Source organism: Aeromonas sp. Y289-2 (assembly GCF_027705925.1).
Classification (GTDB): Bacteria; Pseudomonadota; Gammaproteobacteria; order Enterobacterales; family Aeromonadaceae; genus Aeromonas; species Aeromonas veronii.
Genome location: NZ_JAPDCH010000002.1, coordinates 335531 through 353809, shown reverse-complemented (window position 1 = coordinate 353809; position 18279 = coordinate 335531). Strand labels below are relative to the sequence as shown.

Below are 18279 nucleotides of genomic sequence, written 5' to 3'. Positions count from 1 at the left end.
GTGGTTCCCGATAAGTGGCGTCTGATTGCCCTAGTTTTACTGTAGTGAGCTTCCCGCCGGTTGGCACGGAGCTAAGAGGGGGGAATAGGCGCCACTTGCGGTCGGTTGCCGCTGAGGGGCAAGCCTTTGCCACACCAACGGCACGCCTTTGCAGTTTGTCGCTAAAGCTTGGCCTCTTGCCGCCGATATCTCTTGTGAGATCGTGTGGAGGACAAGCAATTGAACGCTTGGGTGTTGGGGTTGGTCAGCATATCCGTGAGTATGCAGTTAAAGGCTGGGGTCACCGAATTTGGTGCCGGTCTGGATCAATCCGTCTGGCGTTTGACCTCCGATACCCAGATTGAGTGTCGCCTCGAGCACCCTATTCCCAACTGGGGAACGGGGGCTTTTGTCAGTCGTGCCGGGCGCAAGATCAACCTCGACTTTGAGCTCAAGGGCAAGCGGCCACAGGCCCAGACCCAGACGGTGAGTCTTGGCATCATGCCGCCGGTATGGCGCCCGGGGATAGCCGGGCGAGAAGTGAGTCAACTGCGCTTCTATCAGCAGTTCGATGGGCTGGTGGAGGGGCAAACCGCCTGGACCATGCTCGACGAGCTGGAGGGGGGGCGCATGCCGACCTTCCAGTATCGGGACTGGTATCGCCAGAACCGCGCGGTGCGTGTATCGCTGTCGTCAGTCAACTTTCGGGTCAAATATCAGGCTTTTATAGACTGTCTGAGCGGGCTCTTGCCCTACAGCTTCAACGATATCGCCTTTAGCGTGCTTACCTATGACAAGAACAGCGATCAGCTCTCCATCCCCTCCAAGCGGCGGCTGGCGATGATCAGCGAGTTTATCAAGGCGGACAAGAGCATCGACGTGGTGGTGATAGACGCCTACAGCGACAGCTATGGCGGCCGCTGGCCGAACCTGAAACTCTCCGAGAAGCGGGCCGATGCCATCAAGAAGGTGTTTGTCGATCTGGGGATAGATCCCGGCAAGATCTCGGTGGAGGGGCATGGCGAGAAGCAGCACGTCGCCTCCAACGAAACCGAACAGGGGCGTGCCAAGAACCGGCGGGTGGTGATCAGCATGGGGCGCAATGGCGAGATCTAGCGCTGTCCCCGGCAAAGAGGCATAAAAAAGAGCGCATCTGCGCTCTTTTTTGATCCTGCCATTGCCATTCGGCAGCGGGAGTCGGATAGCTTAGAAGCTGTCACCCAGGCCGGTACCGGCATCTTTCTTGGCAATCAGCTCAATCTTGTAACCGTCCGGATCTTCGACGAAGGCGATGACGGTGGTGCCGCCCTTGACCGGGCCCGGTTCGCGGGTGATCTTGGCACCGGCGGCGCGCAAGGCGTCGCAGGTGGCATAGATGTCGTCCGCTTCCAGCGCGATATGGCCGTAGGCAGAGCCCAGTTCGTACTCGCTCACCCCCCAGTTGTAGGTCAGCTCGATCACCGCTTCATCCTTCTCGTCACCGTAACCGACGAAAGCCAGGGTGTATTTGTACTCGCTGTTCTCGCTCTTGCGCAGCAGCTTCATGCCAAGGACGCGGGTGTAGAAGTCGATGGAGCGTTGCAGATCGCCGACACGCAGCATGGTATGCAGAATTCTCATTGCTCAGTTCTCCGGGTTGGTGATGTGTACTGCTTTCAATCTCGGTTGCGAGGCTATCAGCTTTCTGGATAGACCTTCTCTTTGTATTCGCACAAGTCCTCAATGATACAGGAACCACTGCAGTGGATGTTTGCGAGCGAGACAGGTAGGACGGTTGTGGCGCCCAGTCATTCAGCTCTCTGGATAGACCTTCTCTTTGTATTCGCACAAGTCCTCGATGATACAGGAACCACAACGGGGCTTGCGAGCCAGACAGGTGTAACGCCCGTGCAGGATCAGCCAGTGGTGGACATCCAGCTTGAACTCGGCGGGTACCACTTTGAGCAGCTTTTCCTCCACCTGATCCACGTTCTTGCCCACCGCAAAACCAGTGCGGTTCGATACCCGGAAGATATGGGTATCGACAGCGATGGTGGGCCAGCCAAAGGCGGTGTTGAGGACCACGTTGGCGGTCTTGCGGCCGACGCCGGGCAGGGCTTCCAGCGCTTCGCGGTTCTCCGGCACCTCGCCGCCATGGCGCTCCAGCAGGATGGCGCAGGTCTTGATGACGTTCTCGGCCTTGGTGTTGAAGAGGCCAATGGTCTTGATGTACTCCTTGAGCCCCTCAACCCCGAGATCCAGCATCGCTTGCGGGGTGTTGGCCACCGGATAGAGCTTGTCGGTCGCCTTGTTGACGCTGACATCGGTCGCCTGCGCCGAGAGCAGCACGGCAATCAACAGCTCGAATGGCGAGTTGAAGTTGAGCTCTGTGGTGGGGTGGGGGTTGTTTTCCCGCAGTCGCTCGAGGATCTCTCTGCGTTTCTGGTTGTTCATGCCTTGCGTCCGATCATAGCTCGGTCGCCCGGACGCGGGCCGGGGCAACGTTGCAGTGGGCTATGGTAGCGGCCTGTTTGCGGTCCCGCCAGTCGTTGATGGCGTTCTTGGCGGCGATCAGCAGCCCCAGCCCGATAAAGCCGCCAGGCGGCAAAATCGCCAGCAGCAGGCTTGCATCGGCGTGGAACAGCTCGATGCGCAGGGATTTGGCCCACTCGCCCAGCAGTAGCTCGGCGCCATCAAACAGGGTGCCCATGCCGATGATCTCGCGCATGCCACCCAGTACCAGCAGCACCAGGGTAAAACCAAGGCCCATCATCAGGCCGTCGAGGGCCGCCAGCAGCGGCGGATTCTTGGAGGCATAGGCCTCGGCGCGGCCGATGATGACGCAGTTGGTGACGATCAGGGCGATAAAGATGCCGAGTGCCTGATAGAGGCCATAGGTGTAGGCGTTCATCAGCAGCTGCACGCTGGTCACCAGCGAGGCGATGATCATCACATAGACCGGGATGCGAATATCCTTCGGCACCCAGTTGCGCACCAGCGAGACGGCGAGGTTGGAGCAGACCAGCACCGCCATGGTGGCAAGGCCCAGCCCCAGCGCATTGGTAAAGGTGGAGGAGACGGCGAGGGTCGGGCAGAGGCCCAGCACCTGCACCAGCGAGGGGTTGTTCTTCCACAGCCCCTGACTCATCAGCTCCTTGAGCTCGCCCTTGCGGCTTTCCAGCTCGGCAATCGGGGTTGCGCCCGTTTCAATCTGTTCCATCTGGTTCATGATGGCTCGACTCCGTTAGTTCGCCGCCGGACAAGCCGGGGCGTTGCTGAGCAGTTCGGGTTGCTCCTGCTGCAGTTTCAGCAGGTTCTTCACTGCCTTGACCACGGCTCGCGGGGTGATGGTGGCGCCGGTAAAGGCATCAAACTCGCCGCCATCCTTCTTCACCGCCCACTGGGGCTCGTTGTCATGGGTCAGGAATTTTCCGGCAAAGCTGTTGATCCAGTCCGATTTCTTCAGCTCGATCTTGTCACCGAGGCCCGGGGTCTCGTTGTGAGCGAGCACGCGCACGGCGGTGATGGTGCCTTTGGTATCAAAGCCCGCCACGATGCGGATCGCTCCGCTGTAACCATCCGGCGCGATCGCCTCCAGCGCATAGCCCGTTACCACGCCATTCTTGCTGGCGGTATAGAGGGCCTGCGGCTGATCGCTGCCGAGATACTTCCTGCTGGTCACCTGTTTGCAGCTGGCCACCAGATCGTTGTCATAGCTCCCCTCTGGCAGCAATACCGAGAGGGTCTGCTGCTTCTCCAGCTGCTGCTGGTGGGCGATTTTATCCTTGGTCAGCTCGTTGGTCAGTGCCACCAGCGCGGTACAGCCGAGCGCGAACATCGCCAGAATAAGGCCGTTCTTGCGCATGCTCTTTAACATGTCCGGGCTCCGTCAGCTGTGATGGGGGAAAAGGGCAGAAACATCATTGGCGACGGGCTCCATACACTTTCGGGCGAGTCAGGCTGTCAATAAACGGCACACAAAGGTTGGCCAGCAGCACGGCGAAGGCGAACGCATCCGGATAGCCGCCAAAGCGGCGGATGATGTAGACCAGCACCCCGATCAGCACGCCATAGACCAGTCGGCCGCGCGGCGTGGTGCAGGCACTGACCGGATCGGTGGCGATAAAGAAGGCCCCCAGCATAGTCGCGCCGCTAAAGAGATGGAACATGGGCGTGGCGGTTGCATCCGGGCTCACCAGATAGCCGATGGTGGAGGCCGCCAGCAGGGCACCGAGAATCGCGGTGGGAATGCGCCAGTTGATCACCTTCTGTTGCAGCAGGAACAGGCCGCCCAGCAGGTAGCCGAGGTTGACCCAGCTCCAGCCGATGCCGCCCCAACCCTCAAACAGCGGGCCGCTCAGGATCTCGCCGGTGGTGAGCCCCTGAGTCAGGCCGGTTTTCAGGGTATCGAGCGGAGTCGCCATGGTGAGACCATCCACCCCCTGCTTGAGCTGGGCCATGCTGTAGCCGTCGAGGCTAAAGCCGGTGAAGATCACCGACGCCGCATCACCAAAGCCGAGGCTGTAGGCGCGCACGCTCTCCGGCGGCAGCCAGCTGGTCATCTGCACCGGGAAGGAGACCAGCAGCAGCACATAGGCAACCATGGCCGGGTTGAACAGGTTCTGGCCCAGTCCGCCGTAAAGGTGCTTGGCGACGATGATGGCAAAGGCCGTGCCCACCACCAGCATCCACCATGGCAGCAGCGGCGGCAGGGAGAGACCGATCAGCACGGCGGTGAGCGCCGCACTGCCATCCATCAGGGCCGGCTTGATGGCGCGGCCACGGAGCTTGAGCACCAGCGCCTCGCACAGCAGCGCGGTCACCAACGCCAGCAGGATCTGGATAAAGGAGCCCCAGCCGAAGAACCAGGTCTGGGCCAGCAAGCCCGGCACGCAGGCCAGGATCACCAGCAGCATCAGGGTTCGGGTCTGTTTGCGGTTATGGGCAAACGGCGCAGTCGCAATATTGAACATGAGTCTGTCGATTACCTTGTGGTTGTTCGGTCGGCTGACGGGGCATCTTCAGCGGCACTCTCTGCGGCTCTGGCTGCCTCGGCCGCCAGCTTCTTCGCCTTGGCGCGGGCCACCGCGGCTGCAATGGCCGCTTTTTTCGGATCAACCGGGGCATCAGCCGCAGGGGCGTTCGCTTCAGGCACGGCAGTGACGGCAAGTGGTTGCTCACTGCTGGCGGCATCGCTTTGCATCGGCTCGGCCGGTGCGCGCTCACCCTCAGCTCCGGCCCTGTCTACCTGAGTAGCGGTACTCTCTACCCCAGCACCGGCATTTTCTACCTCAGCACTGGTACTTGCGCTCTGCTGGGCCAGCTTTTTGGCCTTGGCACGGGTGATGGCTGCGGCGATAGCGGCCTTCTTGGGATCGACCGCTTCGCTTGCAGCCGTATCGCTTTGGCTGGTGGTTACTTCGCTCTTGGCTACCGTCATGTCGCGGGTCTGTGCGCTGGCAGCTGGCTCACTCTGCGCGCCTTCAGCACCGGCACTTTCGCCCTGCTGGGCCAGCTTTTTGGCCTTGGCGCGGGCAATGGCAGCGGCGATAGCCGCTTTCTTGGGATCGACCGCTTCGCTGGCCCCAGATGGCGCATCGTTTTGGGTTGCAGCCGTTTCGCTGGTGCCTGCGTTTGCAGTCAGATCGCCCTCAGCGCTGTCACTCTGCTGGGCCAGCTTCTTGGCCTTGGCACGAGCGATGGCGGCAGCAATTGCAGCTTTCTTGGGATCGACGGGCGCATCGCTTTGGATGTCTGCCTCGGCTGCGGTGCCGTTGGCAGCGCTTACCGGTTCACCATTCGCCTCGGCCTTTTTAGCTTTGGCACGGGCGATGGCGGCGGCAATCGCCGCTTTTTTCGGATCAATCTCTGCCTTTTGCTGATCAGCATCTACCGCAGGCGCAGCAACGGCTTCGGCAGTCACAGGCTCGGCGCTATCGCCAGCCTGAGCGGCTTTCTTGGCCTTGGCGCGGGCCAGTGCGGCAGCGATGGCTGCTTTCTTGGGATCGCTGGCGGGGTCAACCGCCTCGGTGGATTGCGGCGCAGCGGCTGTTTCGCTGTTTGCGCTTTCCGCCAGTTTGGCGGCGCGGCGCGCCTCCGCTTCCCGTTTGCGGGCTTCGCGGGCGGCAATCACGGCGCTGTTGTCAGGCAAGCCCTCGGCGGTGGCGGTAATGGCGGTGATGGGGGCATCCTGCTTGGCCTTGATACGAGCCAGGGCGGCCGCCACCGGATCTTCCCCGCCTGCGGCCGTCATGGTCTGACGGCGCTGGGCGGCGGCTTCGGCATGGCGCGCTTCACGGGCCGCTTTCTCTCGCTCGAAACGGGCCTGCTTGGCCTCGAAACGCTGCTTGGCGCGCTCGGCTTTTTCGGCCTCGGCACGGGCTTCGCGAATGTCGTCTTTGGCGATCTTGTAGTACTGCACCAGCGGGATCTCGCTGGGGCAGACCCAGGCGCAGGCGCCGCACTCGATGCAGTCCATCAGGTTGAGCTTCTCGGCCTTGTCATACTCCTTGGCCCGGCTGTACCAGTAGAGCTCTTGCGGCAGCAGGGTGGCCGGGCAGGCGTCGGCACAGGCGCTGCAACGGATGCAGGGTTGCTCCGGGCCGGGGGCGGGCAGTTCAGCCTGCGTCGGCGCCAGCAGGCAGTTGGTGGCCTTGACCACAGGCACCATGGCGTGGGGCAGGGTAAAGCCCATCATGGGGCCCCCCATGATCACCCGCTGCTCTGCTTCCGGTTGCAGCTCGAAACGCTGCAACAGCCAGCGCACCGGCGTACCGAGGCGCACCCAGGCGTTGCCGGGCTTCTTGAAGCTGTCGCCGGTAAGGGTGACGATCCGCTCGATCAGCGGCTCGCCGTCGATAATGGCGCGCTTGATGGCAAACACGGTGGCGACGTTGAGCACCATGATGCCGATATCGACCGCGCGGCCCCCCTTGGGCACCTGACGGCCGGTGAGCAGTTCGATGGTCTGCTTGGCACCGCCCGAGGGGTACTTGGTCGGCACCGTCTTGACCAGCACATCTTCATCGGTGGCGTGGTGGGTCAGCTGCTCGATCGCCTCGAGCTTGTTGTCTTCCACCCCGATCAGGGTGAGTTTCGGTTTGAGCAGGTGCTTGAGCACCCGGATGCCATCCATGATCTCGTCGGCGTACTGCTGCATCAACCGATCATCGGTGGTGATATAGGGTTCGCACTCCAGCCCGTTGACGATCAGGATCTCGGTGAGCTGGCCGCGGCCGTCGAGCTTGCTGTGAGTGGGGAACACGGCGCCGCCAAGGCCCGCTACCCCTGCCTGCTGGATGCGCTCGAGCAGCTCGCCCCGCTCCAGATTCCAGTAATCGGGTTTGCCATTGCGCTCGCCCCACTCATCTTCGCCATCGGGGGTGAGAATGACGCAGAGATCGCCGAGCCCGGAGGGGTGGGCAACCGTGTGGTTGCCAATCTCGGTGATGGTGCCCGAGGTGGAGGCATGGACAGGGACGACCCGCCCCTTGGCATAACGGGTCAGCGGCTGACCCTTCTTGACCTTGTCGCCCACCTGCACCAGCAGATCGCCGGCGGGGCCTGCGTGCTGGCGCAGCGGAATGATGAGGCGTGGCGGCAGACCGGCGTCTACCACCGGGCTCTGGCTTGATTGCAGCTTGTTGTCGGCGGGGTGAATGCCACCGTGAAAGTCCCAGAGCGTGCCGGCTTTGATACGTTCGAGTAAGGAATGCATGGTTGCTCCGCTGTTTATTCCACTATCTTGACCGGAATCTTGCCCGGAACATGCACGTTATTGAGATCCCACTTCCAGTTATCGACCGTGGTGGGCACCGGGATCATCTCGATGCAGTCGGTCGGGCAGGGATCGACACAGAGATCGCAACCGGTGCACTCGTTGGCAATCACGGTATGCATCGCCTTGGTGGCGCCGACGATGGCATCCACCGGGCAGGCCTGAATGCACTTGGTGCAGCCGATGCACTGATCTTCGTGGATAAAGGCGACCTTCTTGACCGGCACGGCGGCCTCGTCACTGCCCCCCAGCGGCTGGGGCTCGACCCCCATCAGATCGGCAATCTTGCGCATGGTGGCCTCGCCACCGGGCACGCACTTGTTGATCTGATCGCCGTTGGCAACCGCCTCGGCGTAGGGTTTGCAGCCGGGATAGCCGCACTGGCCACACTGGGTCTGGGGCAGCAGGGCATCGAGCTGATCGACGATGGGGTCTGCTTCCACATGAAACTTGACGGCGGCAAAGCCCAGGATAATCCCGAACGCCAGCGCCAGCAGGGTCAGCACCAGAATGGCAAAAAGAATATGGATCATGGTTATATCTTGATGAGGCCGGTAAAGCCCATAAAGGCCAGAGACATCAGACCGGCGGTGATCATGGCAATGGAGACCCCGCGAAACGGCGCGGGCACATCGGCGGCGACCAGACGCTCGCGCATGGCGGCAAACAGGATCAGCACCAGCGAGAAGCCGGTGGCGGCGCCAAAGCCGTAGATTACGCTCTGCACGAAGTCATGACGCTCGTTGATGCTCAGCAGCGCCACCCCGAGCACCGCGCAGTTGGTGGTGATGAGGGGCAGGAAGATCCCCAGCAGGCGGTAGAGGGTCGGGCTGCTCTTGCGCACCACCATCTCGGTAAACTGCACCACCACGGCGATCACCAGAATAAAGGCGAGGGTGCGCAGATAGGCGATCTCCAGCGGCAGCAGGATATAGTGCTCCACCAGATAGGAGCTGGCACTGGCGAGGGTCATCACGAAGGTGGTCGCCAGCCCCATGCCGATGGCGGTTTCCAGCTTGCCGGAGACCCCCATAAAGGGGCAGAGGCCAAGGAATTTCACCAGCACGAAGTTGTTAACCAGCACGGTGCCGATCAATAAAAGCAGGTACTCAGTCATCAATTACCGTCACTGAAAGTCGGGTTATCCGGGTTTGAAGGCGGGCGGTATTATCTGACGTTAGGGCCAGTTAAACAACCGCAAGGCCGCATGGTTATTATGCAACTGGATAATTTAGCCGGGGTTTTGGGCGAGAATCCGGTGGGTTTTGCGTCATATCCCCACCGGGTGAGAAGCCTTACTAACCAACAGCCAGTTTGGCGGCCTCTTTCCACATAAATGGCGGCATCGGAGTAGTGAGACGCCATTTTATGTTCATCGGTTGGCTGCCTGTGTGGGATACGTACTCCACCTCACCAAAGTTCACAAAGCCAAGGGTGCGGCCAAATTCATCTTTGCTCTGCTCGCGGACGAACAGAAACAAGCGCTTACCTTCTGCTCTGTGGTTTATGTAACTCAGCCCCTTACCCCGTTCTGGGCGAGCGCTGTTTTGGCTCTGCCAATGAAACAGCGACTCGTTGATGGCGTAGTCGTGATAACGGGTGGTGGGGGAGAAGTGCTGTTCCGTTTTGTTCAAGGTCACGAACAGCAACTCGATATGTTGCTCTGCGATGACATAGACCCCTTCGCGAGCAGTGGGTTGCTGCGCGAAGGTAGTCGCGCCAAAGCCAACCAGCACCTGCTCTCTGGCATAACGGGCATGCAGCTGCAGTGGATTACCGGGAAGGTTTGGCATGGCGCTTTGTTCGTGTTGCACCCGGTTGATCAGCATGGGCAACAGATCGGCCAGCTCGGCCCTTAATTCAGGTTGATTGAGTTGTTTCAGGCTGTGCGCCAAGGAGCTAAAGCCAGCAGTGGGGCCGCTCTGTTGCCAGAAGTCGTAATGGCACATCAAGGCCATGCGTGCATCGTGCTCGCCGTTAAGGTAAAGGCGTTTTCCACCAAGGTTTGTAAGAATTTCAAGTAATGGAGCGCATCGCAGCCCAATAGCCGGGTTTTGATGGCCCGGGTGTAGAGAGTCGACAACTTCTCATCGCTCATTTCAGAAATGGTATGGTTGCTAGCCTGTTTGACCAAGGCGCTCCAATTGCCGCGCTTGTAGATCTCCTCAAGGCTGATGTGAGGGTAGAACTTCAAAAAGTTCGCCAGCGTCAGTGGTAAATCACAGTCCTGTGAGAAACGGCGGATCAGGCCCATGAGGCGTGAGGTATTGAGGGTCGCCTTTTTGATATTGCTCAGAATTAACTCTTGGGTTTGTTTTGAGAGTTCGATGCGGCAGCCCAAGGGGGCGTGAGGGAAGCCCTGTTTGATCTCGTGGCTGATCGCCTTATTGGTTTTACCCACCAGAGCCCGGAATTTTTGGGCAAAGTCATACTCAGCATGGGCATTGCCAACAAAGTCCAACACGGTGCAGCACTCTTTATCGCTCGCCAGCCGCAGGCCCCGCCCTAATTGCTGTAAAAAGATGGTGAGGCTTTCCGTTGGTCGTAAAAACAGCAAGGTATCGACTTCTGGGATATCAACCCCTTCGTTAAAGATATCCACCACGCAAAGAATGTTGATCACGCCGGTACGCAAATCTTGTTGTTTACTATGCCGCGCGTCTCGGTTATCGCTGGTGAGAATGTCAGCCTTGATGCCCTTCAGTAAAAAGGCCTTGCGCATAAAATCGGCATGTTCACGGCTCACACAAAATGCCAGCGCTTTAATTTTGGTAATATCGGTGACGATCTCAGCGAGACTCTGGACGATTTTCTGAACCCGGCTGTTATTTTTAGTGTAAATATTGGTCAGTGCAGTAATGTCATAACGGCCATTTTTCCAAGCGACTTGGCGCAAGTCAGTATCATCATCGATGCCAAAATATTGGAATGGACAGAGATGGCGACGATTGATGGCCTCGGGCAAGCGGATCTCTGCTGCGATGACACCACAAAAGTCGGCAAGAATATCACTGCCATCATGGCGCTCTGGCGTTGCGGTTAATCCCAACAGAATGTGAGGTTCAAAGGCGGCGAGCAAACCACGATAACTGGCCGCAGCAATATGGTGAACCTCATCAATGACGATGTAATCGAAATAGTCTGGGCTAAGACGTAAATTAGCCAGCTGGTTATTCAAGGATTGCACCGAGGCAAATAGTTGACGGTAGTGGGTCGGCACGGCGCCGCCGACCAAGAGTTCGCCAAAATTGGATTGCTTGAGCACTCCGCGGTACGAGGCTAATGCTTGGCGCAAGATCTCCTCTTTGTGGGCGACAAACAGAAACTTGGCATCGGGTTTGGTTTTCAAAAAACGCGCAAAATCAAAGGCGGATATCAGGGTTTTCCCTGTACCGGTGGCCGCAACCACCAAGTTACGGAAGCGCTGGTGTAAAGCGCGCTCCATCGCCAATTGTTCAAGGATCTCCAGTTGATGGGGAAACGGCGTGATATCAAAGAAATAGGCAGGACCATTTTTGTCCCCATCCCCACGGGCCTCTTGCAGTGCATGCTGCAATTTTGTACGGCTTTCGAGCTTGCCATCAAACAGTTCAAAATCATCGGATTCCCAATAGGTTTCAAAGGTACTCAGGGATTTCTCGATAATATGCGGGATCTCTTGCGAGGTGATTTTTAGGTTCCACTCCAAGCCGCTAGTGAGGGCAGAGTGAGAGAGATTGGAGGAACCTATATAGCCGGTATGAAAGCCGGTATTTCGGCAAAATAGATAACTTTTGGCATGCAACCGCTCGCGCTGGGTGTTATAGCTGAGTTTGACTTCGGTATTTGGGAGGCTGGCTAAAAATTCAACTGCCTTGGCGTCGGTCGCCCCCATATAAGAGGTAGTAATTACTTTTAATTGGCGGCCGCTGCGAGTGAACTCTTCCAGCTCATGACGGAAAATACGAATACCTGCCCATTTGATAAATGAGACCAGCCAGCAGATGCTATCTGCCGATAATATCTCCCGTTTAATCTCCGATTCCATCGACAAACCCGCATTGCTGCCACAAAACAGTTCGCTCTGAGTGAGACCTGTCAGAGGGAAAATATCCTCGGCATATTGCTTTAAATTGGCGGAGATGGGGTTATCCAACTGGTAGAGTGCTGTCAGAATTTTTCCCTGACTATCGATGAGGTTCTCGCCAATAAAGTCTGGGTCTTGGGTGCGATCCTTTAGCCAAAGCAATAACTGGTTAGCCAGCTCAATCTGCCGTTGCAGCTGATCCTCTCCAGTTACCGACCCCACCGCATATTCCAAAACCCGGCTCAGAAATCTGGATAACCAAACTGCCGCTTCGGCAGGCTCAAGTTGGCGTTCCCCCACGTAAAAGCGCTCGCGGTCGAGTCGAGATGTCAGCAGTTGAGTAATGAGCTGTTCATAAATACCGCATTGTTGCATCACGCCCGAGCCTCGAACATTGTCTATAGAAGAAAGAGATAATATCATTTTTTCATCTAAATCAGCATGTTATTATCGGTGGCAGGTTTGGTTATGGAGCTCGTATTATTAATTTTTTCACGTGGCTCACAGATTCAAGATGTGGCAGCATTTTTTTCTTACCCCATGCTGGGCTTTATTACTGCCACTATCTGCAGTGACTGAGGAGTACAGATGTTCAAGAAACCGGTAGCGGTTGAACTGGAGGCAATCAATCAGGAAGGTGAGATACAGGTGGTGCGTGACAGCGGTCTGACCGTTCAAGGCTACAGCGTTTACTTGCGAGTCGAAGAGAGCAACGGCTGTGCCTTGGCAACCTGTGTGGCAGACTACGACACCATCGGCCCTGCCTACGAACTGGCGGAGCGGTTGAGTCAGGCGCTGGCCATCCCGCTCATTGTGATGACTCCAGAAGCATTAATGCCAGTGAAGAGTTAGCCAAACGCGACAACAGCAGCCATTGCAACGCCCAACTGAACACCCCTTAAAAATTACATCATCATTTGCGCTCTCTTTGCGCGCCACGGCACACATGGGCTCTCCCTTGCCGGGTATGATGGGGTAGCCCGCCGTGGCGACGACAGTCGGATGCTTGCGGGCATATGTCGGTCACATCAGCCAGATCACCACCAGGAGGTAACCATGATCAGCCATATCGACCATCTGGTATTGACGGTCAGTGATATCGAACGGGCCGTGGAATTTTACAGTTCGGTGCTCAATATGGAGGCCATCACCTTCGGTGCGGGGCGCCGGGCGGTAGGGTTTGGCAACCAGAAGATCAATCTGCAGCTGCCGGGGCAGGAGCCGCGCAATCGGGCGCAGGTGGGGTCGGGGGATGTCTGCCTTATCACCCGCTGGCCGCTGGAGCAGGTGATGGCCCAGCTGGCCTGCCACGGGGTGGAGATTGTCGAGGGCCCGGTGACCAAAAGTGGCGCCTGACGGTGCAACGCCTATCAGAATCACTCTACTTCCTCGACCCTGACCAGAACCTGATAGAAGTGAGCATCTATCCCTGAGCCCATCAAGCCATCACTCCGATTGCCATCATCAATAGAAAGGGGCCGTCAATTGACGGCCCCTTTCTTGTATCGCCATCGACCCAGCGCCAGTGGCTCTTTGCCGATACTCCAGAAACGCCCTAGAAAGGCGCGCTGCTCTCATCGCTCTCCTGTAAAAACTGCTCCACTTCTGCCTGATAGGCCGCATCCGGTTGACCGCTGCTGGCAGGGATTACGGCGGCAGGCCGGACGACGGGAGGGGCGGTGAGGGTCTCCATCACCCGCTGCTGCAGATAGGGGTAGAAGGGGTTGGAGGAGGTGCGGGTGAGGGCGCCGGGGTTGACGATCAGCACGCCGCGCTCACCACGCAGGGCCAGACCGCCGAGATTGATGCCGTATTGCTCCCGCTGCTCCGGGCGCGCTGCCATGCCATAGAGGGGGTCGTCCATCGGGAAGGGGAGCGCGACGTGGGAGAGGGAGTAGATCTCCTTGGGATAATCGATACCCAGCGGGCGGAGCTGCTCAGGCTGGTCTGCGCTGGCCAGCGTTCTGGCCTGCGTCGTGGGAGAGGCGGGGTCGACATTGCCCACCACGGTGAGGCGATAGTGCCCGGGGGCGTTTGGCAGCAAGCGGTGCAGCGCCAGCTCGGAGGCCGAGCTCATCAGCGGGCCAAACAGGGTACTGCGGTTGATATCAAACAGCACCAGTTCGCTGCCGTTGGCCGGCAGGTAGTGGTAGAGATCGGCAATGATGGAGCGGGTGCTGACGGTGTAGTCCATCACCGACTGGAAGGTGAGGGCGGGGGGAAATGCCGCCAGCTCGCCACTGGCGGCCAGCTGGCGCACCTGCTGCTGGATGGCGTGGGTCAGGCGGTAGGACTGGCGCGCGCCGTTGACCGGAAACGAGTTGTACTTGAACGGGTTGAACTCCGGCATGGTGTCGAGCCAGGCGGCGTTGGCAAAGGCGGGCAGCAGGGCCGGCACGGCCTTGAGCCCGGCGAAGCGGGCAAAACGGGTCACCCCGATCATCGGGGAGATCAGCACCAGCCGATCCGGTTTTGCCAGCGTGCCGCTCGGGTCGGCCAGCGCATCGAGCGCATATTTCACCGCCAGTGCGCCGCCGTTGGAAAAGCCCACCAGATGCAGCGGCCGCTTGCCCGGTGCCAGCAATCTGGCCTCCCGCACCGCCAGTCGGGTGGCGGCCAGCCAGGTCTCCCAATCCACATCCACGAGGCCAGCGGGCACGGTGCCGTGGCCGGGGATCCTCAGTCCCAGCGCGATAAAACCCTGTTGCTGATAGCGTCTGGCCAGATGGCGCAGGCTGTAGGGGGAGTCGGTCAGGCCGTGCAGCAGCACCGCTACCCCTTTGACTTCCCCCTCGGGGCGCAGCAGGTAGGAGCGGTTCCAGTTCTGCTGAAAGCGGGCGGGATTGATGGGGGCGTCCTGATAGTAGCGATTGCTGGCCAGTTGCTGCTCCGGCGGCGTTTTGGCGACTACCTCGGTGGCCACCAGCTCGAACAGCTCTGCTTCGCGGGCCAGATAGGCTTGCCAGTCGCTGCGATCGAGCTCATCGGCACTGAGTTCGGGGGGCACCACTGTGTGCCACAGCTGCAGCGGCGCTGCCTGCCAGGCGAAGTAGGCGATCACCGCCCATGCGGTCAGCAACAGCAGCAACAGGGTCAGCAGAGCACGGCGAACAAGGCGGCGAGTGTGAGCCAGCATGGTGCAATCCTTGGCGATAGGGGTAGAGCCGCCTCTGGGCGGGCGAGTTTGGCGCAGCATCCAAGGCGCTGCCAACCGGCTTAAAGCCTAATGGAAACAAGGTGATATGTATAGTTGATGGCGTTCGGCCGCGCTGGCTGTGGGCGCCTGATCACGCCGCTTACATCAGGCTGGCCGTTCGAAGGCTGCATCGCGGGCCATCTGGCGGCGTGAACTTGTCCGCGGATGCCCGTTTGGGCGCTGCGACCTTGCAACTATCTGCCCCTGAAAGGGGGCAATTATGCTACTGTAGCGGCGTTTTTTGATGGATAAGCTGGCATTGGCCTTTTTTGAAGATGGAATGGTATGCAGAACTTTGACGTAGTGAATTGGCTGATGCAGCAAACAGCCTCCCCGGCGCAGCCGGAACAGGCGATGGCACAACCGGGCGCGGCCCAGACCCTGTGGCAGGTGACCCATGCTGGCTAACGAATCCATGCGCCTGAACAAATACATCAGCGAGAGCGGTATCTGCTCGCGTCGCGAGGCCGACCGCTTTATCGAGCAGGGCCACGTCTTTATCAACGGCAAGCGTGCCGGGATTGGCGATCAGGTGCAGGTTGGCGATCTGGTCAAGGTGAACGGTCAGGTGATCGAGCCGCGCGAGGCGGACAGTCTGGTGCTGATCGCCCTCAACAAGCCGGTGGGTATCGTCAGTACCACAGAGGCGGGCGAGAAGGACAACATCGTCGATTTCGTCAACCACAGCACCCGGGTCTTCCCCATCGGGCGGCTCGACAAGGATTCGCAGGGGCTGATCTTCCTCACCAACCACGGCGATCTGGTCAACAAGATCCTGCGGGCGGGCAACGATCACGAGAAAGAGTATCTGGTGACCGTCGACAAGCCGGTGACCGACGAGTTTGTGCGCGGCATGGCGGCCGGGGTGCCGATCCTCGGTACTGTGACCAAGAAGTGCAAGGTGAAGAAAGAGGCGCCGTTCGTCTTTCGCATCACCCTGGTGCAGGGGCTGAACCGCCAGATCCGCCGCATGTGCGAGCACTTCGGTTTTGAAGTGACCAAGCTGGAGCGCATCCGCATCATGAACGTCAGCCTCAAGGGGCTGCCGGTGGGCGAGTGGCGCGATCTCACCGACGACGAGCTGATCGATCTGTTCAAGCTGATTGAGGACTCCTCCTCCGAGGTGAAACCGGCCAAAGGCGACAAACCGAAGGCGGCCAAGGCCCCTGCGGCGCAAACCGCCAAGCCGGCCCAAGGCAAGAAGCCGCGCCGCGATGATGATCACGAGATTGGCGGGCGTCCCAATGTGCCGGGCCCGGAAGCCTTCGAGAAGAAGCTGCCGGTGGGCAAGGGTGGCGCTGGCAAGGGCAGTGCAGGCAAAGGGGCTCCCAAGGGAGGCAAACCGGCCGCAGGCAAGCCGCGCACTGCTAACAGCGGACGGCAGAAGAAGGGGCGCTGAGTTGCCCCTCTGAGTGGCATCAGCCGCCAGTCATCTCCAATACGGTTATCCCCAACACTATTATCTCCAACACACCGGCCTCAGGCCGGTGTGTTGCTTTGGGCCGCAGAGTTGGCCGGGAGGGCCGTCGAAAGGGTTGGCTCGCTGGCGATCGGTAACCGCATGACGTGAGGGTAGTGGTGCGGGTCGAGGCGCAGCACCAGCAGGCTCATCAGCAGCAATCCCCCCAGCTGCCACTGCCATGCGGCGGCGAAGTCGCCGAACAGGTGATAGAGGCGGGCGGCGACCCAGGGGCCGGTGGCCGCCAGCATAAAGCCGAAGCCCTGCATCAGGGCGCTCAGGGTGCCGGCGCGGCGCGGGTCGGGCAGGTGATCGAGCGCAATCACCATGATGAGGGAAAAGCTGCCGCCCAGACCGGCACCACACAGCATGCACCAGAGGATCGGGGCACTGGCTGGCGCTAGCCAGAGGCCGCCAAATCCCGCCAGCTGCATGGCGATGGCAAGCCCCATCCACGGCCGCCGATCCAGACTGCGCGCCGCCAGTAGCGGCAAGCCAAGGCCGCTGGCGGTCTGCGCCAGTGCCAGCCAGGCGACCAGCTCGCCCGCCTGCGCGGCGCTCCACCCTTGCGCCATATAGGCGGGGGCCAGCCAGGCCACCACTATGCCGTAGCCGCTGTTGATGATGCCAAAGCAGACGATCAGCAACCAGCTGCGGGGCAGGGTGATCAGTCGCTGCTCGCCATGAGGAATGGCGACCGCCGCGGTGCTTGGCAGACGCACTTTCCACCCTAGCCAGACGAGGGCCAGCAGCAGCGGCAGGCTCCAGAGCGCCAGTGCCTGCGACCAGTCGAGGCTCGCCGCCAACCGTGGCGTGAGACTGGCGCCGAGCGCACCACCCCCCATCATGCAGGCAGAGAAGATCCCCATCACTTGCGGCACCTTGCGGGCAAAGTGCTGCTTGATAAGGGCGGGCAGCACCCCCTGCACCAGCGCCGAACCCAGGCCGCAGAGTGCAGCGGTGGTGATCAGCAGGGCGCCGCTCTGGGCATCAAAACGCAGGGCACTGCCCGCCGCGAGCAGCAGCAGGGCCAGCCCCAGCAGGGTGGTGGCACTGGCAAGGCTGCGCAGGCGCGGGGTGAGCAGCACGCCGACCCCGATGAGCCACAGTGGCAACAGGGTGAGCCAGGCCAGGGTATCCATCCCGAGCGACAGGGCGCGGCCAATCTCGCCGCTCAGCGGGCCGATGGCGGTAAGAAAGGGGCGTAGATTCAGGCCAGTCAGGATCACCAGCACCAGCAGGGCAAACTGCTGGCGGCGCCCCTCTGCCGGGCGTTCGCTTGTCCCTTTACTCATGATCAGGCGTTGCTTGTGTGGCTTGTTGTAACTGGGAGCCGTAGAGATCCGCCGCCGTCAGGGTCACGGCCAGTTTGACCAGTGGCAGAGGAGGCGGTGTCAGCGGCAACCCCAGCTTTTGATAGGCGGCGGTGCTGTCAAAGCCGAACGGGGCCGCATCGGCGTTATCAAAGGCGTAATAGACGGCGGCGATACCGTTCATAACCAGCGCGCCGAGGCACATGGGGCAGGGGTGGCCGCTGGCATAGACAGTGGCGCCCGCGAGCGGCCCGCTCTGGCTTGCCTTGCGCAGCGCCTCCAGCTCGGCGTGACGGGTCGGGTCCCCATCCAGATGGATGCCGTTGACCGCGCTCGCCACCAGCTGCTCATCGCGTACCAGCAGGGCGGCGAAGGGGCGGCCCCCCTGCCGGTGATTGGCTCTGGCCAATTGCACCGCCTGCTCCAGCCAGCGCTGATGAATCGGGAGGGTGGTTGATGAGGGGAGCGGGCGGGCGTTGGCAGAGGCAACAAGGGGCGCAGACATGATGA

Annotated in this window: 15 protein-coding genes and 2 pseudogenes; 5 read left to right on the top strand and 12 right to left on the bottom strand. The window is 60.1% G+C overall.

Annotated elements, in window-relative coordinates:
- The first annotated feature begins 219 nt into the window (after window positions 1-219).
- Window positions 220-1095 carry a flagellar protein MotY gene (locus OKC43_RS05935; protein ID WP_322875127.1) on the top strand — a complete coding sequence of 292 codons (876 nt, stop codon included), beginning with the start codon at window positions 220-222 and terminating at the stop codon, window positions 1093-1095.
- A 90-nt stretch (window positions 1096-1185) separates the two neighbouring features.
- Here OKC43_RS05935 and gloA read toward each other — a convergent pair whose 3' ends face one another.
- The 9 genes and pseudogenes from gloA to OKC43_RS05890 all read right to left on the bottom strand — a co-directional run bounded on the left by gloA (window position 1186) and on the right by OKC43_RS05890 (window position 12176).
- The gene (gene gloA / locus OKC43_RS05930) at window positions 1186-1599 is read right to left on the bottom strand and encodes a lactoylglutathione lyase (protein WP_005347113.1); all 414 of its coding nucleotides are present in this window, start codon (window positions 1597-1599) and stop codon (window positions 1186-1188) included.
- A 171-nt stretch (window positions 1600-1770) separates the two neighbouring features.
- Window positions 1771-2412 carry an endonuclease III gene (nth, locus tag OKC43_RS05925; protein ID WP_216977950.1) on the bottom strand — a complete coding sequence of 214 codons (642 nt, stop codon included), beginning with the start codon at window positions 2410-2412 and terminating at the stop codon, window positions 1771-1773.
- A 13-nt stretch (window positions 2413-2425) separates the two neighbouring features.
- Window positions 2426-3187 carry an electron transport complex subunit E gene (locus tag OKC43_RS05920; RefSeq protein WP_414627609.1) on the bottom strand — a complete coding sequence of 254 codons (762 nt, stop codon included), beginning with the start codon at window positions 3185-3187 and terminating at the stop codon, window positions 2426-2428.
- Window positions 3188-3202: 15 nt separating this feature from the next.
- On the bottom strand, window positions 3203-3835 hold the full coding sequence (gene rsxG, locus OKC43_RS05915; RefSeq protein WP_270656667.1) for an electron transport complex subunit RsxG: 633 nt from the start codon (window positions 3833-3835) through the stop codon (window positions 3203-3205).
- 43 nt (window positions 3836-3878) lie between these two features.
- Complete coding sequence (gene rsxD / locus OKC43_RS05910) at window positions 3879-4931, bottom strand: electron transport complex subunit RsxD (RefSeq protein WP_005337606.1); 1053 nt, start codon at window positions 4929-4931, stop codon at window positions 3879-3881.
- Window positions 4932-4942: 11 nt separating this feature from the next.
- Complete coding sequence (gene rsxC / locus OKC43_RS05905) at window positions 4943-7675, bottom strand: electron transport complex subunit RsxC (protein ID WP_270658407.1); 2733 nt, start codon at window positions 7673-7675, stop codon at window positions 4943-4945.
- Window positions 7676-7689: 14 nt separating this feature from the next.
- Window positions 7690-8268, bottom strand: coding sequence for an electron transport complex subunit RsxB (gene rsxB / locus OKC43_RS05900; RefSeq protein WP_040067826.1), 579 nt, complete (start codon window positions 8266-8268; stop codon window positions 7690-7692).
- A 2-nt stretch (window positions 8269-8270) separates the two neighbouring features.
- Window positions 8271-8852, bottom strand: a complete 582-nt coding sequence (rsxA, locus tag OKC43_RS05895; protein WP_270658410.1) for an electron transport complex subunit RsxA — start codon at window positions 8850-8852, stop codon at window positions 8271-8273.
- Between the two features lie 181 nt (window positions 8853-9033).
- Window positions 9034-12176 (bottom strand): annotated as a pseudogene (locus OKC43_RS05890) (DUF3427 domain-containing protein).
- 213 nt (window positions 12177-12389) lie between these two features.
- Between OKC43_RS05890 and OKC43_RS05885 the strand changes: the two are divergent.
- Together OKC43_RS05885 and OKC43_RS05880 are read left to right on the top strand one after the other, a co-directional pair.
- A complete protein-coding gene (locus tag OKC43_RS05885; RefSeq protein WP_042056561.1) occupies window positions 12390-12653 on the top strand; it encodes a hypothetical protein in 264 nt (87 codons plus the stop codon).
- Window positions 12654-12857: 204 nt separating this feature from the next.
- Window positions 12858-13234 (top strand): annotated as a pseudogene (locus OKC43_RS05880) (VOC family protein).
- Between the two features lie 122 nt (window positions 13235-13356).
- Here the strand turns inward: OKC43_RS05880 and OKC43_RS05875 are convergent.
- Complete coding sequence (locus tag OKC43_RS05875) at window positions 13357-14937, bottom strand: alpha/beta hydrolase (protein WP_270656673.1); 1581 nt, start codon at window positions 14935-14937, stop codon at window positions 13357-13359.
- Window positions 14938-15282: 345 nt separating this feature from the next.
- On the opposite strand from OKC43_RS05875, the gene OKC43_RS05870 reads away from it, so the two are divergent.
- Window positions 15283-15405 carry a hypothetical protein gene (locus OKC43_RS05870; RefSeq protein ID WP_005350832.1) on the top strand — a complete coding sequence of 41 codons (123 nt, stop codon included), beginning with the start codon at window positions 15283-15285 and terminating at the stop codon, window positions 15403-15405.
- Window positions 15395-16396 carry a 23S rRNA pseudouridine(2604) synthase RluF gene (gene rluF / locus OKC43_RS05865; protein WP_270656675.1) on the top strand — a complete coding sequence of 334 codons (1002 nt, stop codon included), beginning with the start codon at window positions 15395-15397 and terminating at the stop codon, window positions 16394-16396. Before OKC43_RS05870 ends, rluF begins: the two co-directional genes overlap by 11 nt.
- An 80-nt stretch (window positions 16397-16476) precedes the next feature.
- Here rluF and OKC43_RS05860 read toward each other — a convergent pair whose 3' ends face one another.
- Entirely contained in the window at window positions 16477-17751 is a 1275-nt protein-coding gene (locus tag OKC43_RS05860) for a cyanate transporter (protein ID WP_270658411.1), read from the bottom strand.
- On the bottom strand, window positions 17744-18274 hold the full coding sequence (locus OKC43_RS05855; RefSeq protein WP_270656677.1) for a nucleoside deaminase: 531 nt from the start codon (window positions 18272-18274) through the stop codon (window positions 17744-17746). The genes OKC43_RS05860 and OKC43_RS05855 overlap by 8 nt, the downstream gene beginning before the upstream one ends.
- Window positions 18275-18279 lie beyond the last annotated feature (5 nt).